Here is a 14546-nt window from a genome sequence, read left to right as displayed (position 1 = left end):
TTGAATGGCGATGGAAACACAAGACATTATTAAACGCTCCGCGACTAACCCGATTACCCCCGCGCCTCGCGCGCGGGACTACAAGGCAGAAGTCGCCAAGCTTATCGACGTCTCCTCCTGCGTGGGCTGTAAGGCCTGCCAGGTGGCCTGCTCAGAGTGGAACGACATCCGCGACGAGGTGGGGCACTGCGTCGGGGTTTACGATAACCCGGCGGATCTGAGCGCCAAATCCTGGACGGTGATGCGCTTTAGCGAAACCGACCAGAACGGCAGGCTGGAGTGGCTGATCCGCAAGGACGGCTGTATGCACTGTGAAGATCCGGGTTGCCTGAAGGCGTGTCCGTCTGCCGGTGCGATAATTCAGTACGCCAACGGGATCGTCGATTTCCAGCAGGATAACTGCATCGGCTGCGGCTACTGCATCGCGGGCTGTCCATTTAATATCCCGCGCCTCAATAAAGAGGATAACCGGGTATACAAATGCACGCTGTGCGTGGACCGCGTCAGCGTCGGGCAGGAGCCTGCGTGCGTGAAGACCTGTCCGACCGGGGCGATCCACTTCGGCACCAAAAAAGAGATGCTCGACGTGGCGCAAGAGCGCGTGGATAAGCTGAAAGCGCGCGGCTACGACAAGGCGGGCATTTACAACCCGCAGGGCGTGGGTGGCACGCACGTGATGTATGTGCTGCATCACAACGACCAGCCGGAGCTGTATCACAACCTGCCGAAAGATCCGGCGATCGATACCTCCATTAACCTGTGGAAAGGGGCGCTTAAACCGCTCTCTGCGGCGGGCTTTATCGCCACCTTTGCGGGGTTGATTTATCACTACATCGGTATCGGCCCGAATAAAGAGGTGGATGACGACGAGGAGGAGCATCATGAGTAAGTCGAAAATGATAGTGCGCACCAAATTTGTCGATCGCGCCTGTCACTGGACGGTGGTCATTTGCTTCTTCCTGGTGGCGGTATCCGGCATTTCGTTCTTTTTCCCGACGCTACAGTGGCTTACGGAAACCTTCGGGACGCCGCAGATGGGGCGCATTCTGCATCCGTTCTTCGGCGTGCTGATTTTCGTGGTGCTGATGTTTATGTTCGTGCGCTTTGTCCATCACAATATTCCGGACAAGCAGGACATTCCGTGGGTGAAAGGGATTGTCGAAGTCCTGAAGGGCAACGAGCATAAAGTCGCGAAGGTGGGAAAATACAATGCCGGACAGAAGATGATGTTCTGGACCATCATGAGCATGATTTTTGTGCTGCTGGTGACCGGCGTGATGATCTGGCGTCCGTATTTTGCACAGTACTTCCCGATCCAGGTGGTGCGTTACGCGCTGCTAATTCACGCGACGTCTGCCATCATCCTGATTCATGCCATCCTGATCCATATGTATATGGCGTTCTGGGTAAAAGGGTCGATCAAAGGGATGATTGAAGGGAAGGTGAGCCGCCGCTGGGCGCAGAAACATCACCCGCGCTGGTATCGTGATGTGGAACGGCTGGAGGCGAAACAGGAAAGTACGGAAGGGATGAAGTAAGACCTGCGCCGTCGGCTCTGCCCGGCGGCGCTGCGCTTGCGCGGGTCTTCATGTGTTAGTCAATAAACGATCAATTGCCGCTATAACGTCATGACGTGCGTTGCGTAAATTACAAACAAAGTCTTTAGGGTTGATTTTATTGTTGTTAATGTTTGTTATCATCGGTGAATAAATCAGAAACGTTTCAAAGTCGATATTTATCCCCGGAGCCAGATGGCTTTGCCATAACGGCAACTTATTATTTCTCGCGAGCGGTACAATTACGCGTGTGGCAAGATCATCATAACAATCATCCTGAATGAGCATATAATAGGGAAGTTTGTCCCGTGTAGCCGCAGATGTATTACGGTAAACATTAAATTGTCTCAGCATTAAAGCACCCTGAAAAACTCATCATCAGTGATGGTTCCGTGTTTCTCCACAAAATCATTCATTGCCCGTATAAATGCACGATCCTCTTCTGATGGCTGCCGCCGCCTGGTTGAGTTTTGTTCTGCATGACACAAGGGCTTACGCGATGTGATGTTCTGGCCCAGCTCTGCTTCTGTGGTATGTTTCATCGTTATCTCCTTTGTTGGTGCGGTCATTATCAACCGCCGCCAACAAAAAACAATACTGTATCCCCTGGTAATCTATATTCTGCGAGCCGCCTTCCAATTATATCAGAATCGCTCCTCTACATACCGGAACGGGTATTTTGTGGGTTTAAGTTTGCCGATTTTGCGCTTCGGTAAATCCACCTTGTCGACGTGAATTTCTTTATACGGGATCTGCGAAAGCAGATGCGAAATAATATTCAGACGCACGCGTTTTTTATCTTCAGAACGCGCGACAAACCACGGTGCCCAGGCGGTGTCAGTGGCTTCAAACATGGCGTCGCGCGCGCGGGTGTACTCGTCCCAGAGGTTAAAGGATTTAATATCCATCGGCGACAGCTTCCAGATCTTACGCCCATCGTTAATGCGGTCGCGCAGGCGCCGCTCCTGCTCTTTCGGCGTCACCTCCAGCCAGTACTTCAGCAAGATAATCCCGGCATCAACCATCGCTTTTTCCATAACCGGCGCGCCGTCTAAAAATTTCTCCGCCTGTTCCTCCGTGCAGAACCCCATCACCCGCTCCACGCCTGCGCGGTTATACCAGCTGCGATCGAATATCACGATTTCACCCGCCGAGGGCAGGTGAGGCACATAGCGCTGGAAGTAGAGCTGGCTTTTCTCTTTATCCGTTGGGGCAGGAAGCGCAACAACGCGAAACACGCGGGGGCTGACGCGCTCGGTGATCGCTTTAATGGTGCCGCCTTTGCCGGCGCCGTCGCGTCCCTCAAAAACAATGCACACCTTCAATCCTTTGGCGACGACCCACTGCTGGAGCTTAACCAGTTCGACGTGCAGGCGGCGGAGCTCTTTTTCATACTCTTTGGTCTTAAGGGGGGCATTCGATACGACATCAACAGCGACAGGGGTTTTCTTTTTGCTTCCCATGATTGTCATCCTCAGGTTGTCCGGCGTGGAAAAAGCGAGGCCGCACTATGAAGTGTAATCCACCTGAATTAATGGATTAACGTGTCAGCCAGCTGATTTGAACTGGCTCACCATACAAGATTATTTAATAATGCCCTCGCGATTGATTAACCGGTGGTTGAGGCATGAAAAAGACAATATTTTCGTTGGCGCTTGGCACATTTGGCCTGGGTATGGCTGAATTTGGCATTATGGGGGTGTTAACCGAGCTGGCGCATGACACCGGTATTTCGATTCCCTCCGCCGGGAATATGATCTCGTTTTATGCCTTCGGTGTGGTGATTGGCGCGCCGATTGTAGCGCTGCTCTCCGGCAAGTTCTCGTTAAAAACGACGCTGCTGTTTCTGGTTGCCATGTGCGCAGTCGGAAATGCCCTGTTTACGTTTTCTACGTCGTATTTCTGGCTGGCGCTGGGGCGTTTGATCTCCGGTTTTCCGCACGGGGCCATTTTTGGCGTCGGGGCGATAATCCTCTCCAAAATTGCACCTCCGGGGAAAGTTACGGTCGCGGTGGCCGGGATGATCGCCGGGATGACCGTGGCCAACCTGGTGGGCGTCCCGCTCGGCACCTGGCTGGGGCACCAGTTCAGCTGGCGCTATACCTTTTTCCTGATTGCTGCGTTCGACGCGCTGGTTATCCTCTCGGTTCTGCTCTGGGTACCGGATATCCATGACAAATCAGAAATCAAATTGTCCGAGCAGTTCCACTTCCTGAAGAAACCGGAACCCTGGCTGATTTTTGCCGCCACCATGTTTGGTAATGCTGGCGTGTTCGCGTGGTTCAGCTTCGTTAAGCCGTTTATGGTCAACGTTTCTGGCTTTTCCGAAGAGATGATGACGGCCATCATGATGCTGATGGGCCTTGGCATGGTGTTGGGCAATCTGCTGAGTGGCAAACTCTCGGGGCGCTTTAGCCCGCTGCGCATTGCAGCCATCACCGATATGGTGATTGTAGCCTCGCTGCTGCTGCTTTTCGCCCTGGGCGAACTGAAAACGGCCTCGCTGGTGATGGGCTTTATCTGCTGTGCCGGGCTGTTTGCGCTCTCTGCACCGCTGCAAATTTTGCTTCTGCAAAATGCGAAGGGCGGTGAGATGCTGGGGGCGGCCGGAGGGCAGATGGCGTTTAATCTCGGCAGCGCGATCGGGGCGTACTTTGGTGGGATGATGATTACCCTCGGCTTTAGCTGGCGCTACGTCACGCTGCCTGCGGCGCTCCTCTCGTTCTCGGCCATGAGCGCGCTGTTGATCTACGGTTACCTGCGGGCCAGACAGGCTCAGGCTAACGCTCGCGCGCTAGCCTGATTGCATTCAGGCAAGCCAGGGCTCACCCAGCGTCAGCATCAGGCGGTTGGCCCAGGCGAAGAACGCAGCGGACTGCACCAGGTCCAGCTGGGCTAAGGTGTCCAGCCCCTCTTTTTCCAGAGCGGCGAGGTGCAGCGGCGTGGCGGCAGGCGGGGTAACCGACAGCGCTGCCGCAAAATTAATTTCCGCCTGCCAGCGCGCAGATTGCCCCTCGCTCAGGGACTGTCCCGGACGCACGGCCAGCAGAGCCTCTACCGCAGCATCATCCTTTGACAGCTGGCTGGCTTTGCGCGCATGGACAGAGGCGCAGTAGATGCAGCCGTTGATTTTACTGGCTACCGTTGCGGCCAGCTCGCGCTCGGTGCGCGGTAATCCCCCCGGTGTATAAAAAATTCCTTTATCAGTTAGCGTGCGCTGTTCAAGCACCGGCAGGTTGCGCCCCAGCAGGCGGAAGTAGTCGGAATCGGTATGGCCAAATTTCGCCAGAACGGCAACCTCGTCATCATGGAAGTCCGCCAGCGGTTTGGCGTCGATCCACGGCTCCCAGCCCAGCTCCTGCTGGGTGAACGCGACGGGAGCCGTCTTCCCGGAGACCGTGGTTGCGGTTGTATGCCAGATGCCTGCCGCCACCGGCGCATCGCTTGCCACCACCGGCTTGTCATTTAGCAGCCGCAGCCCGGCGACGAGTCGGCTCTGAAAGCTGACAAACGCAACAAGCTGCGCCAGGGTAACAATGCCTTCCTTGCTCCAGCCCGCCCGGGTCAGCGCCGTCAACGCGGACGGCGTGGCTTCGACGGGAGAGAACGTCAGCAGGCGCGCGAAGTGCAGCGCCGGGGTCAGGCGTTCGGATGTTGGGTCTGCCAGGCCAAACCCCGCATAGTGCGCGGCCAGCGCCTCCGCGTTGTGCCACCTGGCGACTTTTGCCGCGACGGCGAAGCGCTCGTCCAGCGCAAAATCGCTATCCTGCTGGGTAAATAAGATTTCGTAGCTGCCCTGGGCGTGGCGCGTGGCGGCGTCCCGCGTGGCGCGCGCCTCTGCCAGAGGGGAACCGGGTTTAATTTCCGCCAGCTCGGCGAGAATGTCGTGACTTAATGACATAGGTGTCTCCTCAAAGGATGTGGGGGGCAATATGTTCGGCGATCAGTTCGATGGATCGCAGCGTGTCGCGATGGGTGGGCTCGACCGAATGAACCTGGAACGAGATATCCGTGGCGCGCCTGAGAACGGAGTCCGCATGCAGTGAACGCAGCACCGTATCTGGCGAACCGATATGGGCGTCGAACTGGCGACGAAAATCTGTGACAGCGTCACCTTTAACCGTATGTCCAGCGGCGCGATGCTGCTGGGCCTGCCTGGTGAGACCCGGCGTGGCGACCTTCAGCGCGTAGTCATCGCTGTCGGCGACGAACGCCGTGCGGGAGGCCAGAATGCGCGGCGCAATGCCCGCAGGCAGTGCCTCAAGGTAGGCATCCACAATCGGGTTCTGGATCGCGTCGAGCGTCAAATCCAACTGGTCTGCCGGGCGCGGCTGCGTGCGGGAGAGCATCAAACCGTGTCCGGCCCGCGCGGCGCGAACGGCACCGTCGACGGAAAAGGTGGCAATCCAGATCCGTTCAGCCAGCTGTGGCGCTGGCGGGTAAAGGTGATTATCCGGATGGGTGAGCGAATCCCCGCGCCAGGCGCTCTGGATCACATGCAAATAGTCAGCAAAGGCCGCGCCGCGCTGTTCAAACGTCAGTCCGAACGGCAGGAATGAGGTCGGCGTGCCGCCCGAACCAAAACCGACTTCGAGACGCCCATCGGCGAGTTGATCCAGCACGGCGGCATCTTCCGCCACGCGCAGCGGGTTTTCCATCGGCAGGGTAATGATGGCCGTGCCCAGGCGGATGGTTTCGGTATGCGCCGCAACGTGGGCCAGAAACAGCAGCGGCGACGGCAGGCCGCCTTCACTTTCGTGGAAGTGGTGCTGGGCAATCCAGGCGCTGTCAAAACCGTGGCGTTCGGCGTGGCGGATCTGTTCGGTTGCCAGACGATAGCGCTCCTTCGGCGTGGCGTCGTCAAGCAGGCGGGTGAAAAATCCCAGGCGTTTTCGCGTCATGCGAACTCCTCCGTAGCGGGTGAAAAATGGGGAATGGCGGCAATCAGCTCGCGGGTATAGTCGTTCTGCGGCGACGTGAATAAGGTCTCGACGTCACCGTGTTCGACCACCTGACCGCTGCGCAGCACCGTTACGCTGTGGGCGATCCGGCGGACGGTAGAGAGATCGTGCGTGATGAAGAGGTAGGTCAATCCCAGTTGCTGCTGCAGCTGCTGAAGCAGTGCCAGAATCTGCGCCTGTACGGTGACGTCCAGCGCGGAGGTGGCCTCGTCCAGCACCAGAATAGTCGGCTCCAGGATCAGCGCCCGGGCGATGGCTACGCGCTGGCGCTGCCCGCCTGAAAGCTCCCTTGCGGTGCGGGTCAGGAGTTCAACGGGCAGGGCAACCCGCTGCGCCACGGTCTCTACACGGACCTTTCGCTCCGCCTTGCTGAGGCGAGCAAAGTTCTTCAGCGGCTCTTCGATGATGTCAAACAGGGTTTGACGCGGGTCGAGAGAGGCGAACGGGTTCTGGTAGACAAACTGGATCTTCTGGCGCAGCTGGCGGCGGGCCTCGCGGCTGAGGTCGGTGGCATCAATATCATCAATAATGACCTGTCCGCTGTCCGCCTGTTCAAAACCCAGCAAAATACGGGCGAGGGTGGTTTTCCCGGAGCCGGATTCCCCGACCAGCGCATGCGTGCTGCCGCGCCTGACGTCAAACGTCACCCGATCCAGCGCCTGAAGGTGATGACCTTTGCCCAGCGAGAACCGTTTGCTGATGGCGCGGGCGCGAATGGCCGGTGACGCCAGCGGAAGGCCAGCTACCGGGGCGATGGTCAGGCGCTGGCCCAGGAGATCGCTCAACAGCTGGCGGGTGTAGGCGTGCTGCGGGGTGCGGACAATGTCGGCGGTGTCGCCGTGCTCCTGAACCTCACCGTTGCGAAACACCAGCAGCCTGTCCGCGCGCTGGGCAGCCAGCGCCAGATCGTGGGTGACAAACAGAACCGCAGTACCCGATTCCCGACGCAGGATATCCAGCAGATCGAGAATGCGTTTTTGCACCGTCACGTCCAGCGCGCTGGTGGGCTCATCGGCGACGATCACATCCGGGCGTAGGGCAATGGCGATGGCAATCAGCACGCGCTGTTTCATCCCGCCGGAGAGCTGATGCGGATACTGCTTCATGCGCTGTTCGGGATGGCTCAGGCCGACCTTTGTCAGCAGGGCGAGCACCTGCTCGTCGCGCTGGAGTGCCGTTACCTTTTGGTGCTGCTGAATAATTTCCCCGACCTGTACGCCGATCGTCTTCACCGGGTTGAGTGAATTACCCGGATCCTGCGGAACCAGGCTGATTCGCGCGCCGCGAAGGGTATCGAGACGCTTCGCTGACCACTGGCTAATCTCCTCGCCGTTGAGCACGATTTTCCCGGCATCGCGTCGGGCGTTATCCGCCAGCAGACCGATGATCGCCTGTGCAGTGGTGGTTTTGCCTGAGCCGGATTCGCCGACAAAGGCCAGCATTTCCCCCCGCCGGAGGGTGAAGCTGACGTTATGCACCACCTCGCGCCACTGGCGCGCGGTACGGTAGCTGATGGTCAGGTTTTCTACCGAGAGTACGGTCATTTCAGGCCTCCGCTGAACTGCTGGCTGATACGGTTGGTGGCAAGCACGACGGCGATGACGACCACGCCGGGGAAGGTAGTTAACCACCAGGCGGTAGAGAGATAGTTACGACCTTCGGCAATCAATAAGCCCCATTCCGGAACAGGCGGCGGGGTGCCGTAGCCGAGAAAGCTCAGCGTGGAAAGCGCCAGAATGGCCTGACCAAACTGCAGCGTGGCAAAGGCGAGGACGGCGGTTAAGGCGTTGGGCAGGATGTGTCGCCACAGGACCGCCAGGAACGTCCCGCCGCTGCCAAACGCCGCCTCGACATAATCCGTATGGCGGATGCGCACCACTTCACCGCGCGCGAGGCGGGCGAAGCTGGCGATGGAGGCCACGCCGACGGCAATGGCGGCGTTAACGGTGCCAAACCCGAGCAGAATAATGACCGTCAGCGAGAGCAGCAGAGAGGGAATGGACAACAGCACGTCGACAAAACGCATCAGGAAAGACTCGACGCGTCCGGCGAACGCGCCGGCGATCACCCCCAGACCGGTGCCCACCACCAGTCCCATCGTGACGGCAGCGAGCGCTGCGCTCAGGGAGTGGGAGGCACCATACACAATGCGGGTGTAAACATCGCGGCCAAGCTGATCGGTGCCGAGCCAGTGGCCCGCCTGCGGTGCCAGACGTTGCGCTCCGGCGATGCCCTCAATCGGGCTGTAGGGGGTTAACAGGCCGGGGGCTACGGCAGCAAAAATCGCGAGAATAATCACCGCCCACGCCAGACACAGTCCCGGCTGCCACGCGACGCCCTGCCAGCCGGGAACGCGTTTTCGCGCGGCGGCAGCGTAATCGACCAGGCTCATGATGCACCTCCGGTAACGGTTTGCAGACGGGGATCCAGCAGCGGCATCAGCAGGTCCACCAGCAGATTGATCAGGACAAAGCCGAGAGCGGAAATCATGACCACCGCCTGAAGCACGGCGATGTCCTGGTTGTTCACCGCCTGCTGGGTCAGCTGCCCGAGCCCGCTGCGGCCAAATACGGTTTCGGTGATCAGCGCTCCGGCAATCAGTTCGCCCAGCAGCAGCCCGGCAATATTGAGTACCGGCAGCAGCGCGTTGCCGGTGACGTGGCGCCACAGGACGGCGGTTTCACTCAGTCCTTTGGCGCGGGCAACGGCGACAAACGGCTGCGTCGCCACCTGGTCCAGGCTGCGCATCAGAATTTGCGCCAGCGGGGCGGAGATCGGGATCGCGACGGTCACGATCGGCAGGATCAGCCCCTGCAGCGGCGTCGGGTTAATCACCGGGATCAGCCGCAGCTGGAAAGAAAAGAGCTGGATAAGGGCAATCCCCAGCCAGAACGTGGGTAAGGAGATAAACAGGACCGGCAGAGACTGGAGGGTATTACTCAGCCAGCGAAGACCCGGCAGACGCGACGCAAAGGCCAGCGCAAACGCCAGCAGGACCGCGAGTACAAACGCGGGCAGGGCAAGACTCAGGGTATCCGGCAGATTGCTGGCAATCAGCTCGCTGACCGGCACCCCTGCCTGTAACGAGTAGCCGAAATCTCCGCGCAGCATCGCCAGCAGCGTGTGGCCGTATTGCTGCCACAGTGGGCTGTCCGCGCCGTAGGCCACGCGCATCTCCTCGATTTGCGCCGGGCTTAGGCCCAGGTCCGGGTTCTGAAATTTAATCAGCACCGCGTCGCCAGGCAGTACCTGGAGCAACACGAACGAGAGGGTAAAGGCGGCCCACAGCACCAGCAGCCCGTGCCCAAGACGTTGAAGAAGTGCGTGGCGCATCGTCAGCTCCTCAGTGTTTCTCAATCCACGCGCCGTAGAACGACGGGCGGCCGACCGCTTCAAAATTGACGCCTTTTAGCCACGGCGCACCGGCAAAGACCTGCGGCTCCTCGAAAATCGGTATGACGTAGGCGTTATCCAGCAGGTAGCGCTGGGCATCGCCGGTCAGCTGCAGGCGTTTTTGCGGATCGACCTGTGAGGAGATATTTACCAGCAGCGCATTCAGCTTGTCGTCACGGAAGCTTTTGACCTTGTCGCTGGAGCCGCCTTTTTGCAGCAGCGCGTCGCGGTTAGCCGGGTAGAACATGCTTTTCACCACGTCCGGATCGGCGCGGCCCACTTCGGAGACGGTTAACGGGGTTTTCTGTGGATCAAGGTTATCCAGCGTGCGGCTGCCAGCGTCACCGGCTTTTACGTTCAGCACTACGCCCACCTGACGCCACTGCTGGGCAACCAGCTGCAGCACCTCTTTATTTTGCGGCTGCGGCAGGGATTCATATACCGTCAGCGCCAGCCGCTGGCCGTCTTTGGCGCGGATCCCGTCGCTGCCCGCTTTCCAGCCCGCCTCGTCCAGCAATTGATTCGCTTTTGCCGGGTCAAAGGTCAGTTTGTCGCTGAGATCGACAAAGCCTGCGGCGGAATCGGCAATCACCGACTTCGCCTGCGGATAGTTGGCCGAGAAGAGGGTCTCGACCACCTGCTTTGCATTCGTGGCATGCAGCAGCGCCTGGCGCACGCGAATATCGGAGACCAGCGGGTTATCCGGGCGGAAGCTAATGCTGTCGTTCACCCCGCGCGTTGGGGCGGCGTAGATTTTATAGCCCTGGTCTGTCGCCTGCTTTTCGTCATACGCCTGCACCTGGCGAATAAAGTCGGCCTGGCCGGCCAGCAGGGCGCCGACGCGCACGCTGTCTTCCTGGGTGACGATAAACTTGATGCCATCCAGATTGGCTGGACCCTGTTGCGTCAGGCTTTTGGGCCCCCACTGGTAGTCCTTACGGGCTTCGAGCGTCACTTCGCGGCCGAGCTTCTCGTCCTTCACCACAAACGGGCCGGAGCCAATGATATGCCGGGCATCCCCTAGCTCTTCAAAGTTGCGCTTCAGCGTGCTGAGCGAGACCAGACCCGACCCAATCGTGGCGGTGCCCTGCAGGAATCCCGGCGACGGTTTTTTGAAGTAAAACTTCACGGTCAGCGGGTCGACCACTTCGCTGCGATCGTAGTTATTGATCACTTCTGACACCGGCAGGCGCTGCGCCTTGTTGCCCAAACCGTAGGTATCAAAGTTTTTTGCTACGGCGTTGGCATCCAGCGGCGTGCCGTCGGAGAAAGTGATCCCCGGGCGAATTTTGAAGGTGTATTCGGTTTTATCGGCGTTGGTGGCCCAGCTTTCGGCCACCCACGGTTCAACCTGCAGCGTCTTTGGGTTTTGCCACGTCAGTTTGTCGGTGATCTGGTTCAGAATGCCGCCGTTCGGATAGAAGCCGCCGGCAGGCGGATAGAGGTTGGTGTGCGCCTGTTGCTCCAGATAAATCAGCGTGCCGCCTTTGACCGGCGCATCGGCGGACCAGGCTGCGGTTGTCGTCAGAATCAGCGCCGTCAGCAGCGGCAGACGAAATGGGGTTTGCATGGTGAATTCCTTTGTTATCTTCTTGTTAGCGTCGGATTCATCATCGGGCGCGGGGGAAAACAAGGGAACAAAGGAATTAAGATAAGGATTGCCGGAAACTGAAAATAAAAACGCCCCGTTAGCGGGGCGATGGCGGGGGCCTAAACGAATTTCGCCAGCGGGTCGGCGGCGGCAAAGGCGACCGTTTTGTCTGCTAATGGCGGATAGATCAGCTCATTCGTGATGGCGATTTTGATCTTCTTCGCCTCGTCGCGGACGGATTTGACGGCCTGTTCCCAGCCCTCGGTATAGACCGCGCCCCACGCGCCTAAATCCAGGCAGGTAACATAGTTCACCTGACGATAAGGGTAAGGAGCAACGTTCAGCAGGCTGGCGGCAGCGTTGTGACCGGCAAATTTCCCTAGCTGGATCGCGTGCTGGCAGGTCATCAGCGCCGTGTTGCCCGCATCGTCTGTTTTGGCGTGAGCCATATCGCCGGTGGCATAGACGTCAGGATGTGCGGGGACCTGCAACGTTTCTGTCACAACCAGGCGGCCCTGGCTATCGCGTTCACCGCCTATCTGCAGGCTGAGAGGATTTGCCTCGACGCCTGCGGTCCAGACGACGGTCGCAGCAGCAATACGTTCACCGTTTTTCAGCGTTACGCCGTGAGCATCAATGGCTTCAACTTCACTCTTCAGCCGCCATTCAACGCCCAGCGCCTCACTCGCCTCTGCAATTGTTTTACGCAATGCGTCGCTATAACGGCCGCCAATGACTGGTCCTCTCTCAACTACGACTATTTTAATCTCCGTATTGTCGCCAAAACGGGTACGCAGTCGGGCAGGTAGCTCCGTTGCCAGCTCGATGCCGGTAAAGCCGCCTCCGCAGACTACCACGGTGTTGCGCTCGGGCGTGGAGGGACGTAACGCCAGTGAATCAAGGTGACGCTCAAATACCTGTGCGGATTCCAGCTGGTCGATGTCAAAGGCGTAGTCAGCCAGGCCGGCAATCGGTGGGCGTTTGGTCTGGCTGCCCGTAGCGAGGATCAGCCTATCGTAGGAAGCCGTAGCATGCGCGCCATTGGACATCCGGTATAAAACGGTTTTCGCCGTGGTATCAATTTGTTCCGCGTGTCCGGCGATGAATGTGATATCAAGCTCGGCAAACAGGTCAGTCAACGGGGCGACCAGCGTTGACACCTTCTCCTCATAGAAGCGTGGCCGAACGCGGAGTTCAGGTAAGGGGGCCAGAACCGCAATTTCCAGACTGTTATTACCCTGCTGCTCAGAGAGACGTGCCGCGCTCACGGCTGCCCACATACCCGCAAAACCACTGCCTACGATTAAAATCTGCTTTTTCATATTCGATCCTTTCTCCCGCCAGGCTTCATGCCTGACATAACTGCCACTATACTTGTCGGAGTTAACTCCGACAACTTCTTTCTGAGTTAAAAATCGTTATAATGCTCCGAACACTAATTCGGAGTTAACCATGGCGTTTTACAGTTCCGGTGTGGAATACGGCATTCACAGCCTGATGTGTATGGTGGATGCGAAGGGCAACGAGCGTGAGATGAGCGTCCGGGAGATGGCTGCCTTGCAGGGCGTGCCGTATGACTACCTCGGCAAAATCTTCACACGCCTGTCACGTGCCGGGCTGGTCATCAGTACGGAAGGCAAGGGCGGGGGCTTTAAGCTGGCGCGTCCGGCGGAGCTGATCAGCGTGCTGGATGTGGCGCATGCCATTGACGGCGAGAAAAACATGTTCGAATGTCGTGAAGTGCGCCAGCGGCTGGCCGTGTTTGATGAAGCACCGCCTGCCTGGGTCTGCGACGGCCCGTGCGGAGTACGTTCAGTCATGGACAGCGCGCAGCAGCGGATGGAAGAGGAGCTCGCGCGTCATACTATTCTCGACCTGGCGCGTAAAATGTACCGAAAAGCGCCGGACACCTTCCAGATTGAGGTTCAGGAGTGGATTTCAGTTCGTCGTTCGTCGTAGCTATGAGCCGGGTAAGGCGTAGCCACTACCCGGCAAAAGGTGTTTACGAGCGTAAGTCGATCACCATACGGCCACGGATCTGGCCCTGTTCCATCTCTTTAAAGATGGCGTTGATGTCCTCGATAGGACGCATCGTCACTTTCGGTACTACTTTGCCCTCGGCCGCAAACTGGAAGGCCTCCTGCAGATCCTGACGGGTGCCAACCAGCGAACCCACCACCTGAATACCGTCCAGCACCAGGCGCGGAATGTCCAGGCTCATCGCTTCCGGCGGCAGGCCAACGGCGACCACGCGGCCACCGGCACGCACGGCATCTACCGCCGAGTTGAAGGCCGCTTTTGCGACGGCGGTGACGACTGCGGCATGCGCGCCGCCGGTTTTTTCCTGCACAATCTTAGCGGCATCTTCGCTGCGTGAGTTGATGGTTAAATCCGCACCCATGCTCGCGGCCAGCTTCAGCTGTTCATCGTTAACGTCCAGAGCGATGACTTTGGCATTAAACACGTTTTTGGCGTACTGCAGCGCGAGGTTGCCCAGCCCGCCCAGACCGTAAATCGCGATCCACTGGCCCGGTTTTATACCGGAGATTTTCACCGCTTTGTAGGTGGTGACACCGGCGCAGGTGATGCTGCTGGCCGCCGCCGAATCCAGACCATCCGGCACTTTTACCGCGTAATCCGCGGTGACGATGCATTCTTCCGCCATGCCGCCGTCAACGGAGTAACCGGCGTTTTTCACGTCACGGCACAGGGTTTCGTTACCGGTATTACAGTATTCGCAGTGACCGCATCCTTCAAAGAACCAGGCCACGCTTGCGCGGTCGCCGACTTTCAGCGACGTCACGCCAGGGCCGACTTCTTTCACGATACCAATTCCTTCATGGCCCAGGATTACCCCGGTTTTATCGCCAAAATCACCGTTCTTCACGTGGAGGTCGGTATGGCATACACCACAGCACTCCATTTTCAGCAGGGCTTCCCCATGCTTAAGCGGGCGTAAGGTTTTTTCAGTGACATTGACCTGGTGATCCTGAGTAACAACAGCAGCCTTCATGTGTATCTCCTTGTTCATGATAAGAATCTGCA

15 protein-coding genes are annotated in these 14546 nt (G+C 58.4%); 4 read left to right on the top strand and 11 right to left on the bottom strand.

The features are described 5' to 3' along the window. The first annotated feature begins 4 nt into the window (after positions 1-4). Together fdxH and fdnI are read left to right on the top strand one after the other, a co-directional pair. Complete coding sequence (gene fdxH / locus IM294_RS02665; RefSeq protein WP_045260592.1) at positions 5-889, top strand: formate dehydrogenase subunit beta; 885 nt, start codon at positions 5-7, stop codon at positions 887-889. Next, on the top strand, positions 882-1538 hold the full coding sequence (gene fdnI, locus IM294_RS02660) for a formate dehydrogenase-N subunit gamma (protein ID WP_028013252.1): 657 nt from the start codon (positions 882-884) through the stop codon (positions 1536-1538). Before fdxH ends, fdnI begins: the two co-directional genes overlap by 8 nt. 48 nt (positions 1539-1586) lie before the next feature. On the opposite strand, the gene IM294_RS02655 is transcribed toward fdnI, so the two are convergent. From IM294_RS02655 to ppk2, 3 genes are all read right to left on the bottom strand, one after another. Beyond that, entirely contained in the window at positions 1587-1910 is a 324-nt protein-coding gene (locus IM294_RS02655; RefSeq protein ID WP_047368614.1) for a CcdB family protein, read from the bottom strand. Beyond that, positions 1910-2098 carry a type II toxin-antitoxin system CcdA family antitoxin gene (locus IM294_RS02650; protein ID WP_045260590.1) on the bottom strand — a complete coding sequence of 63 codons (189 nt, stop codon included), beginning with the start codon at positions 2096-2098 and terminating at the stop codon, positions 1910-1912. The genes IM294_RS02655 and IM294_RS02650 overlap by 1 nt, the downstream gene beginning before the upstream one ends. Positions 2099-2200: 102 nt before the next feature. After that, positions 2201-3019 carry a polyphosphate kinase 2 gene (ppk2, locus tag IM294_RS02645; protein WP_126818115.1) on the bottom strand — a complete coding sequence of 273 codons (819 nt, stop codon included), beginning with the start codon at positions 3017-3019 and terminating at the stop codon, positions 2201-2203. 164 nt (positions 3020-3183) lie between these two features. On the opposite strand from ppk2, the gene araJ reads away from it, so the two are divergent. Further along, the gene (araJ, locus tag IM294_RS02640) at positions 3184-4359 is read left to right on the top strand and encodes an MFS transporter AraJ (RefSeq protein WP_126818114.1); all 1176 of its coding nucleotides are present in this window, start codon (positions 3184-3186) and stop codon (positions 4357-4359) included. Between the two features lie 6 nt (positions 4360-4365). Here the strand turns inward: araJ and IM294_RS02635 are convergent, their stop codons facing one another. The 7 genes from IM294_RS02635 to IM294_RS02605 all read right to left on the bottom strand — a co-directional run bounded on the left by IM294_RS02635 (position 4366) and on the right by IM294_RS02605 (position 12823). Continuing rightward, positions 4366-5457: an alkylhydroperoxidase domain protein gene (locus IM294_RS02635; RefSeq protein ID WP_126818113.1), complete on the bottom strand. Its 1092-nt coding sequence runs from the start codon at positions 5455-5457 to the stop codon at positions 4366-4368. Positions 5458-5467: 10 nt separating this feature from the next. Next, positions 5468-6457, bottom strand: a complete 990-nt coding sequence (locus IM294_RS02630; RefSeq protein WP_126818112.1) for a putative FMN-dependent luciferase-like monooxygenase — start codon at positions 6455-6457, stop codon at positions 5468-5470. Beyond that, positions 6454-8061: an ABC transporter ATP-binding protein gene (locus tag IM294_RS02625; protein WP_126818111.1), complete on the bottom strand. Its 1608-nt coding sequence runs from the start codon at positions 8059-8061 to the stop codon at positions 6454-6456. The genes IM294_RS02630 and IM294_RS02625 overlap by 4 nt, the downstream gene beginning before the upstream one ends. Beyond that, positions 8058-8909, bottom strand: a complete 852-nt coding sequence (locus IM294_RS02620; protein ID WP_126818110.1) for an ABC transporter permease — start codon at positions 8907-8909, stop codon at positions 8058-8060. The genes IM294_RS02625 and IM294_RS02620 overlap by 4 nt, the downstream gene beginning before the upstream one ends. Further along, complete coding sequence (locus tag IM294_RS02615; RefSeq protein WP_045260582.1) at positions 8906-9850, bottom strand: ABC transporter permease; 945 nt, start codon at positions 9848-9850, stop codon at positions 8906-8908. The genes IM294_RS02620 and IM294_RS02615 overlap by 4 nt, the downstream gene beginning before the upstream one ends. A gap of 10 nt (positions 9851-9860) precedes the next feature. After that, positions 9861-11480 (bottom strand): TIGR04028 family ABC transporter substrate-binding protein, encoded by a 1620-nt coding sequence (locus IM294_RS02610; protein WP_126818109.1) that lies wholly within the window; start codon positions 11478-11480, stop codon positions 9861-9863. Positions 11481-11620: 140 nt separating this feature from the next. Continuing rightward, positions 11621-12823, bottom strand: coding sequence for an NAD(P)/FAD-dependent oxidoreductase (locus tag IM294_RS02605; protein ID WP_126818108.1), 1203 nt, complete (start codon positions 12821-12823; stop codon positions 11621-11623). Positions 12824-12953: 130 nt separating this feature from the next. Between IM294_RS02605 and IM294_RS02600 the strand changes: the two genes are divergently transcribed. Further along, the gene (locus tag IM294_RS02600) at positions 12954-13460 is read left to right on the top strand and encodes an Rrf2 family transcriptional regulator (RefSeq protein WP_028013240.1); all 507 of its coding nucleotides are present in this window, start codon (positions 12954-12956) and stop codon (positions 13458-13460) included. A 43-nt stretch (positions 13461-13503) separates the two neighbouring features. On the opposite strand, the gene adhP is transcribed toward IM294_RS02600, so the two are convergent. Further along, on the bottom strand, positions 13504-14514 hold the full coding sequence (gene adhP / locus IM294_RS02595; RefSeq protein ID WP_041909867.1) for an alcohol dehydrogenase AdhP: 1011 nt from the start codon (positions 14512-14514) through the stop codon (positions 13504-13506). Positions 14515-14546: the final 32 nt, after the last annotated feature.

Source organism: Enterobacter cloacae complex sp. P43RS (genome assembly GCF_014930585.1).
Classification (GTDB): domain Bacteria; phylum Pseudomonadota; class Gammaproteobacteria; order Enterobacterales; family Enterobacteriaceae; genus Enterobacter; species Enterobacter bugandensis.
Note: the sequence above shows the minus strand (reverse complement) of the source record. Positions and strands in the feature narration are given on the sequence as shown.

What these genes read in the sequence shown, in the direction of transcription:
- fdxH (WP_045260592.1), top strand. Translation starts at nt 5, where the DNA reads ATGGCGATGGAAACACAAGACATTATTAAACGCTCCGCGACTAACCCG.
- fdnI (WP_028013252.1), top strand. Translation starts at nt 882, where the DNA reads ATGAGTAAGTCGAAAATGATAGTGCGCACCAAATTTGTCGATCGCGCC.
- IM294_RS02655 (WP_047368614.1), bottom strand. Translation starts at nt 1,910, where the DNA reads ATGCTGAGACAATTTAATGTTTACCGTAATACATCTGCGGCTACACGG.
- IM294_RS02650 (WP_045260590.1), bottom strand. Translation starts at nt 2,098, where the DNA reads ATGAAACATACCACAGAAGCAGAGCTGGGCCAGAACATCACATCGCGT.
- ppk2 (WP_126818115.1), bottom strand. Translation starts at nt 3,019, where the DNA reads ATGGGAAGCAAAAAGAAAACCCCTGTCGCTGTTGATGTCGTATCGAAT.
- araJ (WP_126818114.1), top strand. Translation starts at nt 3,184, where the DNA reads ATGAAAAAGACAATATTTTCGTTGGCGCTTGGCACATTTGGCCTGGGT.
- IM294_RS02635 (WP_126818113.1), bottom strand. Translation starts at nt 5,457, where the DNA reads ATGTCATTAAGTCACGACATTCTCGCCGAGCTGGCGGAAATTAAACCC.
- IM294_RS02630 (WP_126818112.1), bottom strand. Translation starts at nt 6,457, where the DNA reads ATGACGCGAAAACGCCTGGGATTTTTCACCCGCCTGCTTGACGACGCC.
- IM294_RS02625 (WP_126818111.1), bottom strand. Translation starts at nt 8,061, where the DNA reads ATGACCGTACTCTCGGTAGAAAACCTGACCATCAGCTACCGTACCGCG.
- IM294_RS02620 (WP_126818110.1), bottom strand. Translation starts at nt 8,909, where the DNA reads ATGAGCCTGGTCGATTACGCTGCCGCCGCGCGAAAACGCGTTCCCGGC.
- IM294_RS02615 (WP_045260582.1), bottom strand. Translation starts at nt 9,850, where the DNA reads ATGCGCCACGCACTTCTTCAACGTCTTGGGCACGGGCTGCTGGTGCTG.
- IM294_RS02610 (WP_126818109.1), bottom strand. Translation starts at nt 11,480, where the DNA reads ATGCAAACCCCATTTCGTCTGCCGCTGCTGACGGCGCTGATTCTGACG.
- IM294_RS02605 (WP_126818108.1), bottom strand. Translation starts at nt 12,823, where the DNA reads ATGAAAAAGCAGATTTTAATCGTAGGCAGTGGTTTTGCGGGTATGTGG.
- IM294_RS02600 (WP_028013240.1), top strand. Translation starts at nt 12,954, where the DNA reads ATGGCGTTTTACAGTTCCGGTGTGGAATACGGCATTCACAGCCTGATG.
- adhP (WP_041909867.1), bottom strand. Translation starts at nt 14,514, where the DNA reads ATGAAGGCTGCTGTTGTTACTCAGGATCACCAGGTCAATGTCACTGAA.